The sequence below is a fragment of the Pelagibius sp. 7325 genome (assembly GCF_037652055.1).
In the GTDB taxonomy this organism is placed as follows: Bacteria; Pseudomonadota; Alphaproteobacteria; order Kiloniellales; family Kiloniellaceae; genus Pelagibius.
Genome location: NZ_JBBKAH010000004.1, coordinates 379,363 through 393,289, shown reverse-complemented (window position 1 = coordinate 393,289; position 13,927 = coordinate 379,363). Strand labels below are relative to the sequence as shown.

15 protein-coding genes are annotated in these 13,927 nt (G+C 66.3%); 8 read left to right on the top strand and 7 right to left on the bottom strand.

Features of this window, described 5'->3' with window-relative positions; genetic code table 11:
• Window positions 1-443: 443 nt before the first annotated feature.
• Entirely contained in the window at window positions 444-1,967 is a 1,524-nt protein-coding gene (locus WDC82_RS14845) for a tripartite tricarboxylate transporter permease (protein WP_340118115.1), read from the top strand.
• A gap of 28 nt (window positions 1,968-1,995) precedes the next feature.
• Window positions 1,996-2,799, top strand: a complete 804-nt coding sequence (locus tag WDC82_RS14840; protein WP_340118114.1) for a phosphosulfolactate synthase — start codon at window positions 1,996-1,998, stop codon at window positions 2,797-2,799.
• Between the two features lie 69 nt (window positions 2,800-2,868).
• On the opposite strand, the gene rpsI is transcribed toward WDC82_RS14840, so the two are convergent.
• From rpsI to WDC82_RS14825, 3 genes are all read right to left on the bottom strand, one after another.
• Window positions 2,869-3,360 carry a 30S ribosomal protein S9 gene (gene rpsI, locus WDC82_RS14835; protein WP_340118113.1) on the bottom strand — a complete coding sequence of 164 codons (492 nt, stop codon included), beginning with the start codon at window positions 3,358-3,360 and terminating at the stop codon, window positions 2,869-2,871.
• Between the two features lie 2 nt (window positions 3,361-3,362).
• A complete protein-coding gene (gene rplM / locus WDC82_RS14830) occupies window positions 3,363-3,827 on the bottom strand; it encodes a 50S ribosomal protein L13 (RefSeq protein WP_340118112.1) in 465 nt (154 codons plus the stop codon).
• Between the two features lie 233 nt (window positions 3,828-4,060).
• Window positions 4,061-4,501, bottom strand: a complete 441-nt coding sequence (locus WDC82_RS14825) for a PaaI family thioesterase (protein WP_340118111.1) — start codon at window positions 4,499-4,501, stop codon at window positions 4,061-4,063.
• Window positions 4,502-4,678: 177 nt separating this feature from the next.
• Between WDC82_RS14825 and WDC82_RS14820 the strand changes: the two genes are divergently transcribed.
• Genes WDC82_RS14820 through WDC82_RS14805 form a run of 4 tightly spaced genes read left to right on the top strand, consistent with a single transcriptional unit; the run spans window position 4,679 to window position 8,628 of the window.
• Entirely contained in the window at window positions 4,679-5,497 is an 819-nt protein-coding gene (locus WDC82_RS14820; protein ID WP_340118110.1) for an enoyl-CoA hydratase, read from the top strand.
• A gap of 38 nt (window positions 5,498-5,535) precedes the next feature.
• A complete protein-coding gene (locus WDC82_RS14815; RefSeq protein WP_340118109.1) occupies window positions 5,536-6,783 on the top strand; it encodes a mechanosensitive ion channel family protein in 1,248 nt (415 codons plus the stop codon).
• Window positions 6,784-6,797: 14 nt separating this feature from the next.
• Window positions 6,798-7,301, top strand: a complete 504-nt coding sequence (locus tag WDC82_RS14810; protein WP_340118108.1) for a CoA-binding protein — start codon at window positions 6,798-6,800, stop codon at window positions 7,299-7,301.
• Window positions 7,302-7,311: 10 nt separating this feature from the next.
• A complete protein-coding gene (locus tag WDC82_RS14805; protein ID WP_340118107.1) occupies window positions 7,312-8,628 on the top strand; it encodes an O-acetylhomoserine aminocarboxypropyltransferase in 1,317 nt (438 codons plus the stop codon).
• Window positions 8,629-8,914: 286 nt separating this feature from the next.
• Here the strand turns inward: WDC82_RS14805 and WDC82_RS14800 are convergent, their stop codons facing one another.
• Complete coding sequence (locus tag WDC82_RS14800) at window positions 8,915-9,310, bottom strand: VOC family protein (RefSeq protein WP_340118106.1); 396 nt, start codon at window positions 9,308-9,310, stop codon at window positions 8,915-8,917.
• A 30-nt stretch (window positions 9,311-9,340) separates the two neighbouring features.
• A complete protein-coding gene (locus WDC82_RS14795; RefSeq protein WP_340118105.1) occupies window positions 9,341-10,540 on the bottom strand; it encodes an MFS transporter in 1,200 nt (399 codons plus the stop codon).
• A gap of 328 nt (window positions 10,541-10,868) precedes the next feature.
• Here WDC82_RS14795 and WDC82_RS14790 point away from each other — a divergent pair, with 328 nt between their 5' ends.
• Complete coding sequence (locus WDC82_RS14790; protein WP_340118104.1) at window positions 10,869-11,018, top strand: hypothetical protein; 150 nt, start codon at window positions 10,869-10,871, stop codon at window positions 11,016-11,018.
• A 73-nt stretch (window positions 11,019-11,091) separates the two neighbouring features.
• Here the strand turns inward: WDC82_RS14790 and cutA are convergent, their stop codons facing one another.
• The gene (gene cutA / locus WDC82_RS14785) at window positions 11,092-11,433 is read right to left on the bottom strand and encodes a divalent-cation tolerance protein CutA (protein ID WP_340118103.1); all 342 of its coding nucleotides are present in this window, start codon (window positions 11,431-11,433) and stop codon (window positions 11,092-11,094) included.
• A 72-nt stretch (window positions 11,434-11,505) separates the two neighbouring features.
• On the opposite strand from cutA, the gene WDC82_RS14780 reads away from it, so the two are divergent.
• Window positions 11,506-11,889 carry a hypothetical protein gene (locus tag WDC82_RS14780; RefSeq protein ID WP_340118102.1) on the top strand — a complete coding sequence of 128 codons (384 nt, stop codon included), beginning with the start codon at window positions 11,506-11,508 and terminating at the stop codon, window positions 11,887-11,889.
• Between the two features lie 152 nt (window positions 11,890-12,041).
• On the opposite strand, the gene WDC82_RS14775 is transcribed toward WDC82_RS14780, so the two are convergent.
• Window positions 12,042-13,694, bottom strand: coding sequence for a helicase HerA domain-containing protein (locus WDC82_RS14775; protein WP_340118101.1), 1,653 nt, complete (start codon window positions 13,692-13,694; stop codon window positions 12,042-12,044).
• Window positions 13,695-13,927 lie beyond the last annotated feature (233 nt).

The following is a 13,927-nucleotide window of genomic DNA, read 5'->3' as shown; positions in this document are numbered from 1 at the left end:
TCTCCCCGTTTTACGGTGCGCGGCGGCTGTCCCCCGCTACGCCGCCGCTTCGCCCACGCCTGCTTATCGCGCAGGCGCAGGGGTGGCGTCCTAAGCCGCGTCCTCGCTACAAATTTTCTTGGTTCCCCAACGGCCGCATGTTCCGGCGGCTCTTGTTTCGAATTACACCATAGTTTTTATGTTTGTCAAGCTGAGGGATTCGCGCTACCAAAGATCGGGGGTCGCCAGGCAGGCTTCGCGGGAGATGGCATCAGAAGCGCCGAGCCGTCGATCTCGGGAACCGGCCGGCAAACAGGGACCTCTGCCATTTTTTTGTTTGAAAACAAACAAATAAGACGATCAAAAGATCGAGACCTGGCGCGGCATGGCGAAGAACGGCACCAGGGTGACGCAAAGACGGGGAAACGCCGCGTGCGGCTTCAGAGCGTGCCAGGGGACCATCTGTGCTGGATAATTTCACGTCAGCTATAGAGTTAGTTTTTACCTTCCAGAACCTGGCCTTCGCCACGCTGGGTATCATCATCGGCTTCGTCTTCGGCGCCCTGCCCGGCATCGGCGGCAACGTGGCCATCGGCCTGCTGATCCCCTTCACCTACTATCTCGATCCGGTCGTCGGCATCGTCTGCCTGCTGGCCATCGGCAAGGGCACCAGCTTCGGCGGCAGCGTGCCGGCCATCCTGCTGAACATGCCCGGCACCTCCCAGGCCAGCTTCACCGCGATCGACGGCTACCAGCTGACCCGGCAGGGCAAGTCGAAGAAGGCGTTGCACACCGCGCTCTATGCCTCGGTCATCGGCGACCTGTTCAGCGACGTGGTGCTGCTGCTGGTGGCGGCGCCGGTCGCCGCTGTGGCTTTGAAGGTCGGCCCGCCGGAATATGCCGCCATCGTGCTCTTTGCGCTGCTGATCATCGGCGCCCTGGTCGGCTCCTCGCCGATCAAGGGCATGGTGTCGACCGCCCTGGGCCTGCTGATCGGCACCGTGGGACGCGACATCTTCACCGCCGAGGCGCGCTTCACGTTCGGCATGGCCAACCTGGAAGACGGCTTCTCCATCGTGCCGATCCTGCTCGGCCTGCTGGTCTTCTCGGAGGCCTTCGTCCAGCTGCGCAAAGAATTCGCGGGGCACCAGGAAGTCCAGCTTCAGGGCCTCGATGCCTTCAAGGGCGCCGAACCTCTCACCTTCCGCGAGCTGCTGACGCTGCTGCCGACCATCCTGAGGTCCGGCGCCATCGGCACCTTCGTCGGCGCAACGCCGGGGCTCGGCGCCACGGTGGGCGCCTTTCTGTCCTACATCACCGCCAAGAAGCTCTCGCGTCCCGCCGACAACATCGGCAAGGGCGGGCTGAAGGGTATCGCCGCGGCGGAGGCGGGCAACAGCGCCGGCACCGGTGCCAACCTCATCCCGCTGGTCACCCTCGGCATTCCCGGCAACATCGAGGCGGCGCTGGTGCTCGGCGCCTTCATGATTCACGGCCTGACGCCGGGGCCCTTCCTGATGGAGCAGCAGGGCCCCCTGCTGTACGGCATCTTCATCAGCCTGATCGTTGCCAACCTGCTGCTGATGTCGATGGGCTTCGCCTTCATCCACGCGGCGCGCTACGCCCTCAGCGTCGACAAGCGCATTCTCTTTCCCATCATCCTGCTGATCGCGACCATCGGCGTCTACGCGACCACACGCCAGCTGTTCGACGTCGTCGTGATGTACGGCTTCGGCGTCATGGGCTACGGCATGCGCCGGCTCGGCTTCTCGCCCCTGCCGATGCTGATCGCCTTCCTGCTCGGCCCCCTGCTGGAGACCGGCGTGCGCCGCGCCATGATCATGTCCGACGGCAGCCCGCTGATTTTCATCGAGCGGCCGATCTCGCTCGCCTTCGTGCTGCTGGCGGTGCTGACCCTGGCCCTGCTGCTGTGGCGCGGCGTGCGGGCGAGGCGCCAGGGCGCCGCCGCTTCCGACCTGACGGCCTGACGCCAATCGACCCAAGAGAGGTAATTCCTTGACCCGCCGGCCCTTCGACTTCCTGCCGTTGCCCGCCGCCCGTTCCGCGGAGAAGCCGCGCCGCACCGGGCTCACCATGATGATCGACATGGGCCTGCCGCCGGCCCTGGTCGCCGACCACCTGCGCGTCGTCGGCCCCTTCGTCGACATCGCCAAGATCTTCGTCGGCTCGGCCCGGCTTTACGAGGAAGCGGTGTTCCGCGAGAAAGCCGCGATCTATGGCGAACACGGCGTCGACCTGTTCATCGGCGGCCAGTTCGCCGAGTATGCCTTCTATCACTCGGGCATGGCCGCGATGCCGCGCTTCTTTCAGGAGGTCGCGCGCCTGGGGGTGAAGGCGGTGGAGGTCTCGGACAACTGCGTGCCGCTCAGCGACGAGGAGCGCCGCAGCCTCATCCGCATGGGCCTCGACGCCGGGCTGGAAGTGCACGGCGAGGTCGGATCGAAGGAGACCAAGGCCGACATCAACGACCTGATCCGCCTGGCGACGCTCTGTCTGCAGGCCGGCTGCGACATGGTGCTGTTCGAGGCTGCCGAGCTGGTCGAGGCCGGCGCCGTCGACAAAGCGACGCTGGAGCGCATCGGCGATGCCCTGGCGCCGGAGCAGGTGATGATCGAACTGCCCGGCCCGTGGATCAAGGACGTCACCCTGAACGACGTCTACGAGATGATGAAGTATGTCGTCGCCACCTTCGGCCCCGACGCCAACCTGGGCAACGTCGCCTGGGACCAGGTGATGAACCTGGAGACCCTGCGCTGTGGCATCGGCATTGCCGGCCCCGGCAAAACGGCCGCGCAGTGAACGGGTTGCCCAAAGAAAAAGGCCCGCACCGAAGTGCGGGCCCCTTCCCGAAAACGTTTGCCTGAAGGCTTAGCGCTTGGAGAACTGGAAGCTCCGGCGCGCCTTGGCCCGGCCGTACTTCTTTCGCTCGACCACGCGGGAGTCGCGGGTGAGGAAGCCGCCGCGCTTGAGCACCGGACGCAGGCCCGGCTCGTAGAGGATCAGCGCCTTGGAGATGCCGTGGCGCACCGCGCCGGCCTGTCCGGAGAGGCCGCCGCCCTTCACCGTGCAGATCACGTCGAACTGGTCGCTGCGGTCGGCCACCAGGAAAGGCTGGGCCAGGATCATGCGCAGCACGGGCCGCGCGAAGTAGACCGACTGGTCCTTGCCGTTCACCGTGATCTTGCCGGAGCCCGGCTTGATCCACACGCGGGCGACGGCGTCCTTGCGCTTGCCGGTCGCGTAGGAGCGGCCCTGCGCATCGCGCTGCGGCTCCGCCGCGGCCGCCTCGGCCTCCGGCGTCATGCCCGTGGCTTCCGCCAGCTGACCCAGATCGCTCAGGGTTTGAGTCTCATCGGCCATGATTACTGGGTCCTCTTGTTCTTCGGATTCATCGCCGCGAGGTCGAGGACCTCCGGCTGCTGAGCCTCATGGGGATGCTCGGCACCGGCATAGACGCGCAGGTTCTTCATCTGCTGGCGGCCGAGGGCGTTGCGGGTGATCATGCGCTCCACCGCCTTGGTGACGACGCGCTCCGGATAGTTGCCTTCCAGGATCTGACCCGCCGTGCGCTCCTTGATGCCGCCCGGGTAGCCGGTGTGCCAGTAGAACTTCTTGTCCTCCAGCTTCTTGCCCGTCAGCTTCACCTTCTCGGCGTTGATGATGATGACGTTGTCGCCGCAGTCCATGTGCGGCGTGAAGCTCGGCTTGTGCTTGCCGCGCAGGATCTTGGCGACCTGCGAGGCGAGGCGGCCAAGGACAACACCGTCGGCATCGATCAGAATCCACTTCTTCTCGATATCCGACGGGGTGGCGGAAAAGGTTTTCATTGTGCCAACCACTTGTCGGTGAATTCGGGATGGAGCCGCCGGCAGCCTGCCCCCCAAAAGGGGCCGCGTCGGGCCGTCGCTCCGAAGGCGCGATTTCTAGGGGGACGGAGGGGAACTGTCAATCCGAAAAAGCGCCTGTTTTTCAGTAAGGTTAGCCCTGCGGTATCAAAATACCGCATCTGTAAGCCCCTCTCAAAAAAGCATTATTTTCCCGCTACTTGGGCACCCCGAGTTCAGCCCTGCGGCGGGATCGAATAGGTCGCCGTGGCGTGGGAGACCGGCTCGGCCGAGCCTTCCGACAGCACCAGGATGTCGCCCACGGCCAGGCGCTTGCCCAGCTTGATGAGGCGGCAGGTGGCCAGAAGGTCGCCGGGGTGCGGGCGCTGCAGGAAGTTGATGTTGAGGCTGGTGGTGACCGCCAGCGGCACCTCGCCGATGGCGCCCAGGAGGGCCGCGTACATGGCGAAGTCGGCCAGCGCCATCTGTGCCGGGCCGCTGAGGGTGCCGCCGGGGCGGATGTGGGCGTCGCCCGCCGGCAGGCGCACGCGTGCGCTGCCGTAGCCGATCTCCTCCGTCACGAAGCCGTAGATCTTCTGGAACGGCGCACTCTCGGCGAGCAGCCGGTTGAAGGCCTCGATGGTGATCTGCGGCGATTTATGGCTGCCATGGTCCATGACGCAAGGGCCCCTCCCAGGGGTCGAACTTTGTCCTGACGGCGTTGGCGCAACGCACTCTCAGGTTGTTTCCCTAGTATTAGGCCTTGAACCGCCCCCAATGAAAGCGCGAAAGTCGCCCTGCTCCCAAAGAACCGCTGCCGAACCAACCTGATCGAGGCTGAGACAGAGGAAGCCATGCCTTCAGAAGCCGCCCTTACCAACGACGCGCCGCTGCTGCTGCGCGAGGACGTGGCCACCGAGATGGGGGGCATCGCCCGCCTGACCCTCAACCGGCCGCGCCAGTACAACGCGCTCTCGGCCGGCCTGATGAGCGCACTGCAGGCGGAAATCGACAGCATCGCCGCCGACCCCTCGGTGCGCGCGGTGATCGTCGAGGGCGCCGGGCGCGGCTTCTGCGCCGGCCACGACCTGAAGGAGCTGCGCGCGCACAGCGGCGACCGCGACTTCTTCCAGGCCATCTTCAAGCAGTGCAGCCGCCTGATGACCTCGATCACCGCCCTGCCCCAGCCGGTCATCGCCAAGGTGCACGGCATCGCCACGGCGGCCGGCTGCCAGCTGGTCGCCACCTGCGACCTGGCCGTGGCCGACGAGGCGGCGCAGTTCGGCACCCCCGGGGTAAACATCGGCCTGTTCTGCTCGACGCCGATGGTCGCGCTGTCGCGCGCCGTGCCGCGCAAGCAGGCGATGGAAATGCTGCTGACCGGCGACATGGTCGACGCGCCGGAGGCACAGCGCCTGGGCCTCATCAACCGCGCCGTTCCCGCCGCGGCGCTGGAAGAAGAAACCCTGGCCCTGGCCCGCAAGGTCGCCGGCAAGTCGCCGCTGACCCTGAAGATCGGCAAAGAAGCCTTCTACCGGCAGGTCGAATACGGCCTGGTCGAAGCCTACGCCTACGCCGCCCAGGTGATGACCACCAACATGCTGGCGCGCGACGCCGAGGAGGGCATCGACGCCTTCATCGAAAAGCGCAAGCCGCAATGGCAGGGCCGCTAGCCGCCCGCTGACACCAAGCTTCGCAGAGAGTCGTTTCCTTGGAAGAGCAGCTGCAAGACATCTGGACCCTGGCGCAGAACGCCTGGACCCGTGAAATCCTCGGCATCGAACTCGGCCGGATCGTGATCGCCCTGGCGATCATCCTCGGCTTCCTGATCCTGCGCCAGGTCTTCACGCGCCTAGTCATCTGGCGGCTGCAGCGCTGGGCCGACCGCTCCGACACCCGCCTCGACCAGGCGACCGTGCGGGCCCTGGCACCGCCGATACGCTTCGTCCCGCTGCTCATCGGCCTCTTCGTCGCGGTAGCCTATCTCGGCATCGAAGGACGCCTGGCCACGATCGCCGACGACATCCTGCGGTCGCTGGTCGTCTTCACGCTGTTCTGGCTGCTCTACGCGGTGATCGGCCGCTTCTCTTTCCTGTTCGGCAGGCTGGAGCACCTGCTCACCGGCCCGATGGTCGACTGGCTGGTCAGGGCCCTGCGCGTCGGCGTCGTCTTCATCGGCGCCGCCATCATCCTCGAGCTCTGGGGCATCCAGGTCGGCCCGCTGCTGGCCGGCCTCGGCCTGTTCGGCGTCGCCGTCGCGCTGGGCGCCCAGGACCTGTTCAAGAACCTCATCGCGGGCATCCTGGTAATCGCCGAGAAGCGCTTCCAGCCCGGCGACTGGATCCACGTCGACGGCGTGGTAGAGGGCACGGTCGAGACCATCGGCTTCCGCTCGACCCTGGTGCGCCGCTTCGACCTCGCGCCGGTCTACGTCCCCAATGCCAAGCTCTCCGACAACTCGGTCACCAACTTCAGCGGCATGACCTACCGCCGCATCTTCTGGATGATCGGCGTCGAGTACCGCACCACGGTTGCCCAGCTGCGCGAGATCCGCGACGGCATCGAAAAGTACATCCTGGAGAACGACGACTTCGTGCCGCCCGAACGGGCCTCGACCTTCGTGCGCATCGACAAGTTCAACGACTCCTCCATCGACATCATGCTCTACTGCTTCACCAGGACGACGGCCTGGGGCGAGTGGCTGGCGATCAAGGAAAAGCTGGCCTACCACATCAAGGATACGGTCGAGGCCGCCGAAACCGGCTTCGCCTTCCCCAGCCAGTCGCTCTATGTGGAAGCCCTGCCGGACGACCGGCCGGAAACCTTCGTGCCGCCGGGGAACGGCGATCGGGACCGGGGCGAAGCGCCTTCCGACCGCGACAGCCACCCGCCGCGCCAGGGCCGCCGGGAAGCCGCCAATGTGAACGACGAAGCCGGACCCGACGCGGACGGCGAATAACGCGAGAGACGACGATGGGCAGCCCCTTCAGCTACAGCAACAGCGAGCTTCTGGCGATCCTGCGCGACACCCGCACCATCGCCATGGTCGGCGCCTCGCCCAAGTGGAACCGGCCCAGTTTCTTCGCCATGAAGTACCTGCAGGAAAAGGGCTACCGCGTCATCCCGGTGAACCCGGGTGTCGCCGGCAACGAGATCCTGGGCGAGAAGGTCTATGCTTCGCTGTCCGAGATCCCCGGCCGTTTCGAAATGGTCGACATCTTTCGCAATTCCGAGGCCGCCGGCCCGATCACCGACGAGGCCATCGCCATCGCCGAGGACAAGGGCATTAAGGTGATCTGGATGCAGCTCGGCGTCATCAACGAGGAAGCCGCCGCCCGCGCCCGCGCCGCCGGTCTCGCGGTGGTGATGGACCGCTGCCCGAAGATCGAGTTCGGCCGCCTCAATGCCGAGCTCTCGTGGGGCGGCTTCAACTCCGGCATCATCTCCGCCAAGCGCCGCAAGCTGCGCCCGACATGAGCGACGCGTCATGAGCGATAAAGAAAACAAGAAGTCCAACCGCGACTACGGCTTCGAGACCCGCATGATCCACGCCGGCAGCCAGCCGGAGCCGGTCACCGGCGCGCGCCAGACACCGATCTTCCAGAACACCTCCTACGTCTTTCACGACGCCGAGCACGCGGCCTCGCTGTTCAACCTGCAGACCTTCGGCTTCATCTATTCGCGCCTCACCAACCCGACGGTGGCGGCCCTGGAGGAGCGCCTGGCCAACCTGGAGGGCGGGCGCGGCGGCACCTGCTGCGCCTCCGGCCATGCCGCCCAGATCCTCGCCTTTTTCGCGCTGTTGGAGCCAGGCGACCGCTTCATCGCCTCGACCCGGCTCTACGGCGGCTCGATCACCCAGTTCGGCAAGACCTTCAAGAAGTTCGACTGGCAGGCCGACTTCGTCGACGTCGACGATCCCGACGCGGTGCGCCGGGCGCTGACGCCCCGGACCAAGGCGATCTTCGTCGAAAGCCTCGCCAACCCGGGCGGCGTGGTCAGCGACCTCGAAGCGCTTTCCGCCGTGGCGCGCGAAGCCGGGATCCCGCTCATCGTCGACAACACCATGGCAACGCCCTACCTCTGCCGCCCCTTCGAATGGGGCGCCGACATCGTGGTGCACTCGACCACCAAATTTCTCTCCGGCAACGGCACCTCGGTGGGCGGCGCGGTGATCGACTCAGGCCGCTTCGACTGGTCGAAGAGCGACAAGTTCCCCGGCCTGGCGGCACCGGAGCCGGCCTATCACGGCCTCAATTTCCACGAGACCTTCGGCGACATGGCCTTCACCATGCAGGCCCATGCCGTCGGCCTGCGCGACCTCGGCGCCACCATGGCGCCGATGAACGCCTTCCAGACGCTGCTCGGCACCGAGACCTTGAGCCTGCGCATGGAGCGCCACTGCGCCAACGCCAAGACCGTCGCCGAACACCTGGAAAGCCATCCCGCGGTCGCCTGGGTTTCCTGCGCCGCGCTGCCGTCCAGCCCCTATCACAAGCTGGCGCGGAAGTACCTGCCGCGAGGCGCCGGCTCGGTCTTCACCATCGGCCTGAAGGGCGGTTACGCCGCCGGCGTGAAGATGGTGGAGGGCTGCGAGCTGCTGTCGCACCTTGCCAACATCGGCGACGTGCGTTCGCTGATCCTGCACCCGGCCTCGACCACCCACCGCCAGCTGAGCGAAGAGCAGCAGGCCGCCGCCGGCGCCGGGCCGGAGGTGGTGCGCCTTTCCATCGGGCTGGAAACCGTCGACGACATCATCGCCGATCTTGACCAGGCATTGGCTGTGGCGGCGAGGAACACGTAAGGCGAGCTCGCGCCGGCGTTGCCGCCCCAAAGCCGTCGTCCCGGCACTTGATGCCGGGACCCATTGGCCTGTCCGCTCGATCCGGCGCCGATGGGGCGCTTCCAACGCCTGCGGCTGGCGGGGAAGCAAACCTCGCAGGAGATCGCCCCGTGCTGGCGCCAATGGGTTCCGGGAACAAGTCCCGGAACGACATCAGTGTATTTGCTGGCGTTTGAGATAGTAGGGCTTGGCCCCGGAACGACATCGGTGCGTGTGCAGGAGCGGTGCAGCGTGCGCACCACCCGCCCTAAACGTAGTTCGCCACTTCGACCAGGTTGCCGTCGGGATCGCGGAAGCAGATCGAGCGGATGGCGCCGTCGGCACCGGTCGCCTCGGCCGGGCCGTGCTCGATGTCGACGCCGCAGTGGCGCAGGTGCTTGATGAAGTCGTCGAGCGGCGTCACCGACACCAGGCAGAACTCCGCTGTGCCGGGAATCGGCACCGCAGGCTTGCGCTCCCGTCCGTTGGGATTGGGATTGATGTCGATCTTCTGGTGGCCGAAGCGCAGCGCGACACGCCCCTCGCCGAACTTCTCCCGTGCCATGCCCAGCACCTTTTCGTAGAAGGCGCAGGTTTCATCGATGTCGCGCACGGTCAGCGCAAAATGATCCAGGCGATCAAGCTCAACGGCATTGTTGCTCATTGCAAAAACAGTGGACCTCTTGTCATGGACTTACTCTGCCGGAACCGCCAGCTGCCCGGCGGGCCGGGCAAAGGGCAGGAAGCTGGCGACCACCGCGGCGACGGCGGCGATGGCAGCCAGGATGAAGAAGAATTCCGTGTACTCGCCGCTGCGCCCCTCGACCCAGGATGCGAGCAGGATGGCCGGATTGGCGATGGAGAAGGCGAGGACGAACTTGACCCCGAAGGCCAGGCTGCGGTGGCGTGACGGCGTATAGCGGGCGAGCAGCATGTTCTCGGCCGGCAAGGCTGCGGAGCTGAGGATCACGGTCATGATCGAGAGCGCGATCAGCGCGGCGTTTCCGGTAGTGGCGATCAGCGCCATGACCGGAACCTGCAGGACGAAGGCAGCGAGATAGATCGGCTTCAAGGGATAGCGGTCGGCCAGCCAGCCGCCGGCCAGCTGCATCAGGCCGCCGGCGGTGTAGACCAGCGCCACCAGCGCGCCGATGCCCAGCGCGCCCTCGCCCGCGATGTCACGCAGGCGCAGATCGAAGACCTTGGGCAGCGACGCCTGGGTGCCATGGAACATCAGCCCCATGACCGCCATGGTCATCAGCAGGATCGCATAAACGCGCACCATGTCGCCGCGCGACGGCGCCGGTTCCGGCGCACGGTCGACGGCGGCCTCCTCCAGCCAGCCGAGACGCAGCGCCACCACCAGCGCGATGCCCGTCACAAGGCAGACCGCGCCCGGCACGATGAAGGCTGCGCGCCACGACACCGCGTCGATGAGGACGCCCGCCACCAGGCCCGCGCTGGCGACGCCGAGGGAACCGAAAATGCCGTTCACCGCGAGCGCCATGCCGCGCGCCTTTGCGCTGCGTACCAGCCAGGCGACCCCCACCGGATGGTAGATGGCGCTGAACAGGCCGACGGCGGCGAGGCCCAGCATCAAGGCGGTGGTGGAGTTCACCAAGCCGCAGACAATGCCGGAAATGCCGAGCCCGATGAAGAAGACCGCCATCATGCCCGGCGCCGACCAGCGGTCGCCGAGCCAGCCGGCCGGCAACGCGGCCAGGCCGACGAGCAGCGAGCCCAGCGCCCACAGCTTCACCAGTTCATGATTGGGGATGTTCCAGGCGGATTCGAGCGACAGCGCGATCACGAAGTAGAATGCCGTGAAGAGGTGCATGTAGGCATGGCCTAAGCACGAGAACAACAGCGCCAGGCGCGCCGAATTGGCCTTCATGGCTTGAATCCTCACTGGCTTCCGCAAGTCCCAGTATAGGTTAACAGGAAAAGAGGCAAGATGGCGAAACGCATAGCTATCTTGAGGAAGCCAACCTCTCGGCCCGCTTACGGCCAGCTTTGCAGCAGCGCACGGCCCCTGTGGCAGCCTGGGTGGCGGCCCGGGTGGCAGCCCGGGTGGCGGGCCCGGTTAGCGGCCCGGGCGCCTGCCCTGATTTCGCCGCAAATTCATCACCCTGCCGCCCCGCGGCCGCCCCGGCCCCGCCGAAGTCCCGCGGCATCCTGCACCCTGGATGAAGAGCCGCAAACCGATGCAGGGAGTGCGACCCATGAACAGAGCTAGCGAGCCCTCCGGCGCGACACCCGAGGCCGGCCCGCCGCCGGCGGATGCCAAGAAGGCGGACCTGGACCTCGACCGTCTGGTGTGGGACCCGGAGTACCGCGACGCGATGCGTGCCGTTATGAAGGTCGGCGCATGAAGCACCGCGCATGAAGCCCGGCGCATGAAGCCCCGCGCATTAAGTCGGGCGGGTAACCCGCCCCGCCGCCGGCTCAACCGGCGGGTTCCTCGGCTGTTTCCTGGCTGATCCAGTCCAGAAAGGCCCGGCTGCCGCCGATGATCGGCAGCACCACCGCGCAGGGACAGTCGTAGCTGTGCATCGCCTCGACCGCTTGGATCAGTTCCGCCACCCGGCTTTCCGTCGTCTTCAGAATCACAACGCTCTCGGCGCCTTCGCCGATCTCGCCCTCCCAGCGAAAGATCGGGACCATCTGGGGAAACACGTTGGCGCAGGCCGCAAGGCGGGCCTCCACCATCGCACGGCCGATCTCCCTGGCCTCCTCGGCGTCCGCGGCGGTCACGTAGACCAGGCAATGGGAGATGTTAAGGGGCATCCTGGCGCCTCTCCCGAGTCGATTTCTGCGTCAAGCTATCGTAGCATGAGCCGGAAAACAGGGAGAGAGAGCATGGACCGATTGTCCCCCACGGCCCAAAAGCCCCCCGAAACCAACGCGCTCGACAGCACCAAGCGCAAAGTCCGCCCCACGGTGACGCAGCTGTCCTGGCTCAGCCGCGGCCTCGAGCAGGCCGGCGGCAAGCTACCGCTGTTCGACCACTTCGGGCAGCGTTACGACAGCCGGACCATCCAGAGCTGCATCGCCCAGGGCTGGGCGGAGCCCTGGTTCAAGAACCCGATCAAGCCGGACTGGCTGGTCTGCCGCCTCACCGCCGAGGGCCGCGCCCTCGCCGAAGCCGGCGAGGCCCTGGCCGAAGAAGGCTCGGAGGACGCGGACGGGCATCAGCAACGCGAAGCCCGCATCAGGGATCTGGTCGACGACATCTTCCGGTGAGAGCCGGGCCGCGGCCCATCCTTCGAGACGGCGCTGACGCGCCTCCTCAGGATGAGGTAGGTGTGTGAGATACTCGACCTCATCCTGAGGAGCGCCGCGCAGCGGCGCGCCTCAAAGGATGGGCCCGGTCACCAGGCCCTTTCCAGAACCAGCTACCGCCGCTGCTTGCGCCAGCGCTCGACGGTCCTGGCGACGAAGTCCTTCTGGCCGCGATCCTCCTGCCATTGGGTGGCGAAGGAAACGGTGTCGCTGTGCGGGCGTTTGGACACCGGCAGATCGTCGAAGCGGATCCGCATCGGCAGCACCACGCCCTCGCCCACCACCACGGCCTGCTGATTGCGCAGCGCGGGCAGCGAATTCAGCATGCCCTCGGCGCTTTCCGGCAACGCGCGGCGCACGAAGTCCTGGTCCTTCTGGTTACCCATGCGCAGCGCGAAGAGCGTGCTGCACTGGGACAGAATGGTTTCCGACAGTTCCGACGGGCGCTGCGAGACGAGGCCCAGGGAAAGGCCGTACTTGCGTCCCTCCTTGGCGATGCGCGCGATGACGCGGCGCGTCGGCTCGAAACTGCGGCCGGCTTCCTCGGGAATATAGCGGTGGGCCTCCTCGCAGATCAGCAGCACCGGCACCGCTTCGTCGCGCGCGCTCCACACCGCGAAGTCGAACAGCGTCCGGCACAGCAGCGACACCACGACGTCGACGATCTCCGACGGCACGCCCGAGAGGTCGAAGATGGTGAGCGGCTTGCCCTCGACGGGCACGCGGATGATGCGCGCCAGGATGTCGGGCAGGGTATCGCGCACCGAAAGGCCGGAGAACATGAAAGCATAGCGCCGGTCGGCCCGCAGGTTCTCGATGCGTGAACGCAGGCGCAGGTAAGGCTTGGCCTGCTCGGCCTTCTGCAGCTGGCCCATGGCCGCTTCGATGTTGTGCAGCAGCGCGCTCAGCGGATAGGGCACCGGCGTGTCGACGGTGACGTGGCGCCGGTCGTCCTCGTTCTCGATCGCCGCGCGCCTGGCGGTGGCGATGGCGTCCTTGAGGATGAAGGCTTCCGACGACCGGTTGTTGTCGTCGCGGCTGCACATCACCTCGACCATCTCTTCGAAGTTCAGCAGCCAGTACGGCAGCTGCAGGTTCTCCGGCGTCACCACCTCGGCAAGGCCGTCGAAGGCGCGGGTGTATTCGTTGTGCGGATCGAGCAACACGACATGGCCGAAAGGATGCGCGCCGAGGATCGCGTGCATCACCGTCGCCAGGGCACAGGACTTGCCCGAGCCGGTGGTGCCGAGGATCGCAAAGTGCTTGCCCAGCAGATCGTCGGTCACCAGGTAGGCCGGCAGGCTCTCGTCCTGATGCAGGGTGCCGATCTTCACGTTGGAGCCCTTCGGCCGCTTGTAGATCTCCTGCAACTCGGCGGCGGTGGTGGCATAGATCGCCTCGCCCAGGCCCGGGTAGTGGGAGACGCCGCGCAGCAGGTCGAAGCCGCCGCCCGGCCCGCCCTCGGGGATCAGGTATTCGCCGAAGAGGTCGATCTCGACCACCCACTGCTCGCCGAGCTCCGGCGACGGCGACGGGTTGCCGGTGGACAGCGAGCAGACGATGCCGAAGGCGACCGACTGGCTGGTCGGCATCTTCACCAGGGCGCCGATCTGGACCGCCTCGTTCAGGCGGCGCATCGAGTCCCCTTCGGGGCCGGCCGACACCAGGGAGCCGGTCACCTTGGAGCCGGTCACCGAAACGATGTGGCCGACCTTCAGGCCGTCGGCCTCCGTCTTCGGAAAGTTTACCTGCTGAACGGTTTGCATCGCTCTACCGCCTTTGCCTTTGCCGTCTTGTCCGGCCCGTCTCATCTCGCGCGGGGAAGCCCTCGAGGGCCGCCAAATCATTGCAGCCAGACGTTAAGTAATGACAAAGGAAGCGGCCTGAAGAACTTGCCTTAAACCTCGGACATTTAAGGATTTTAAACCATAGGTTCCCTAGTCTGTCCGACGCCCGCCGGTTTCGTGACGAACCCGGCCGGCCCCGCTTCGGAAAAAGG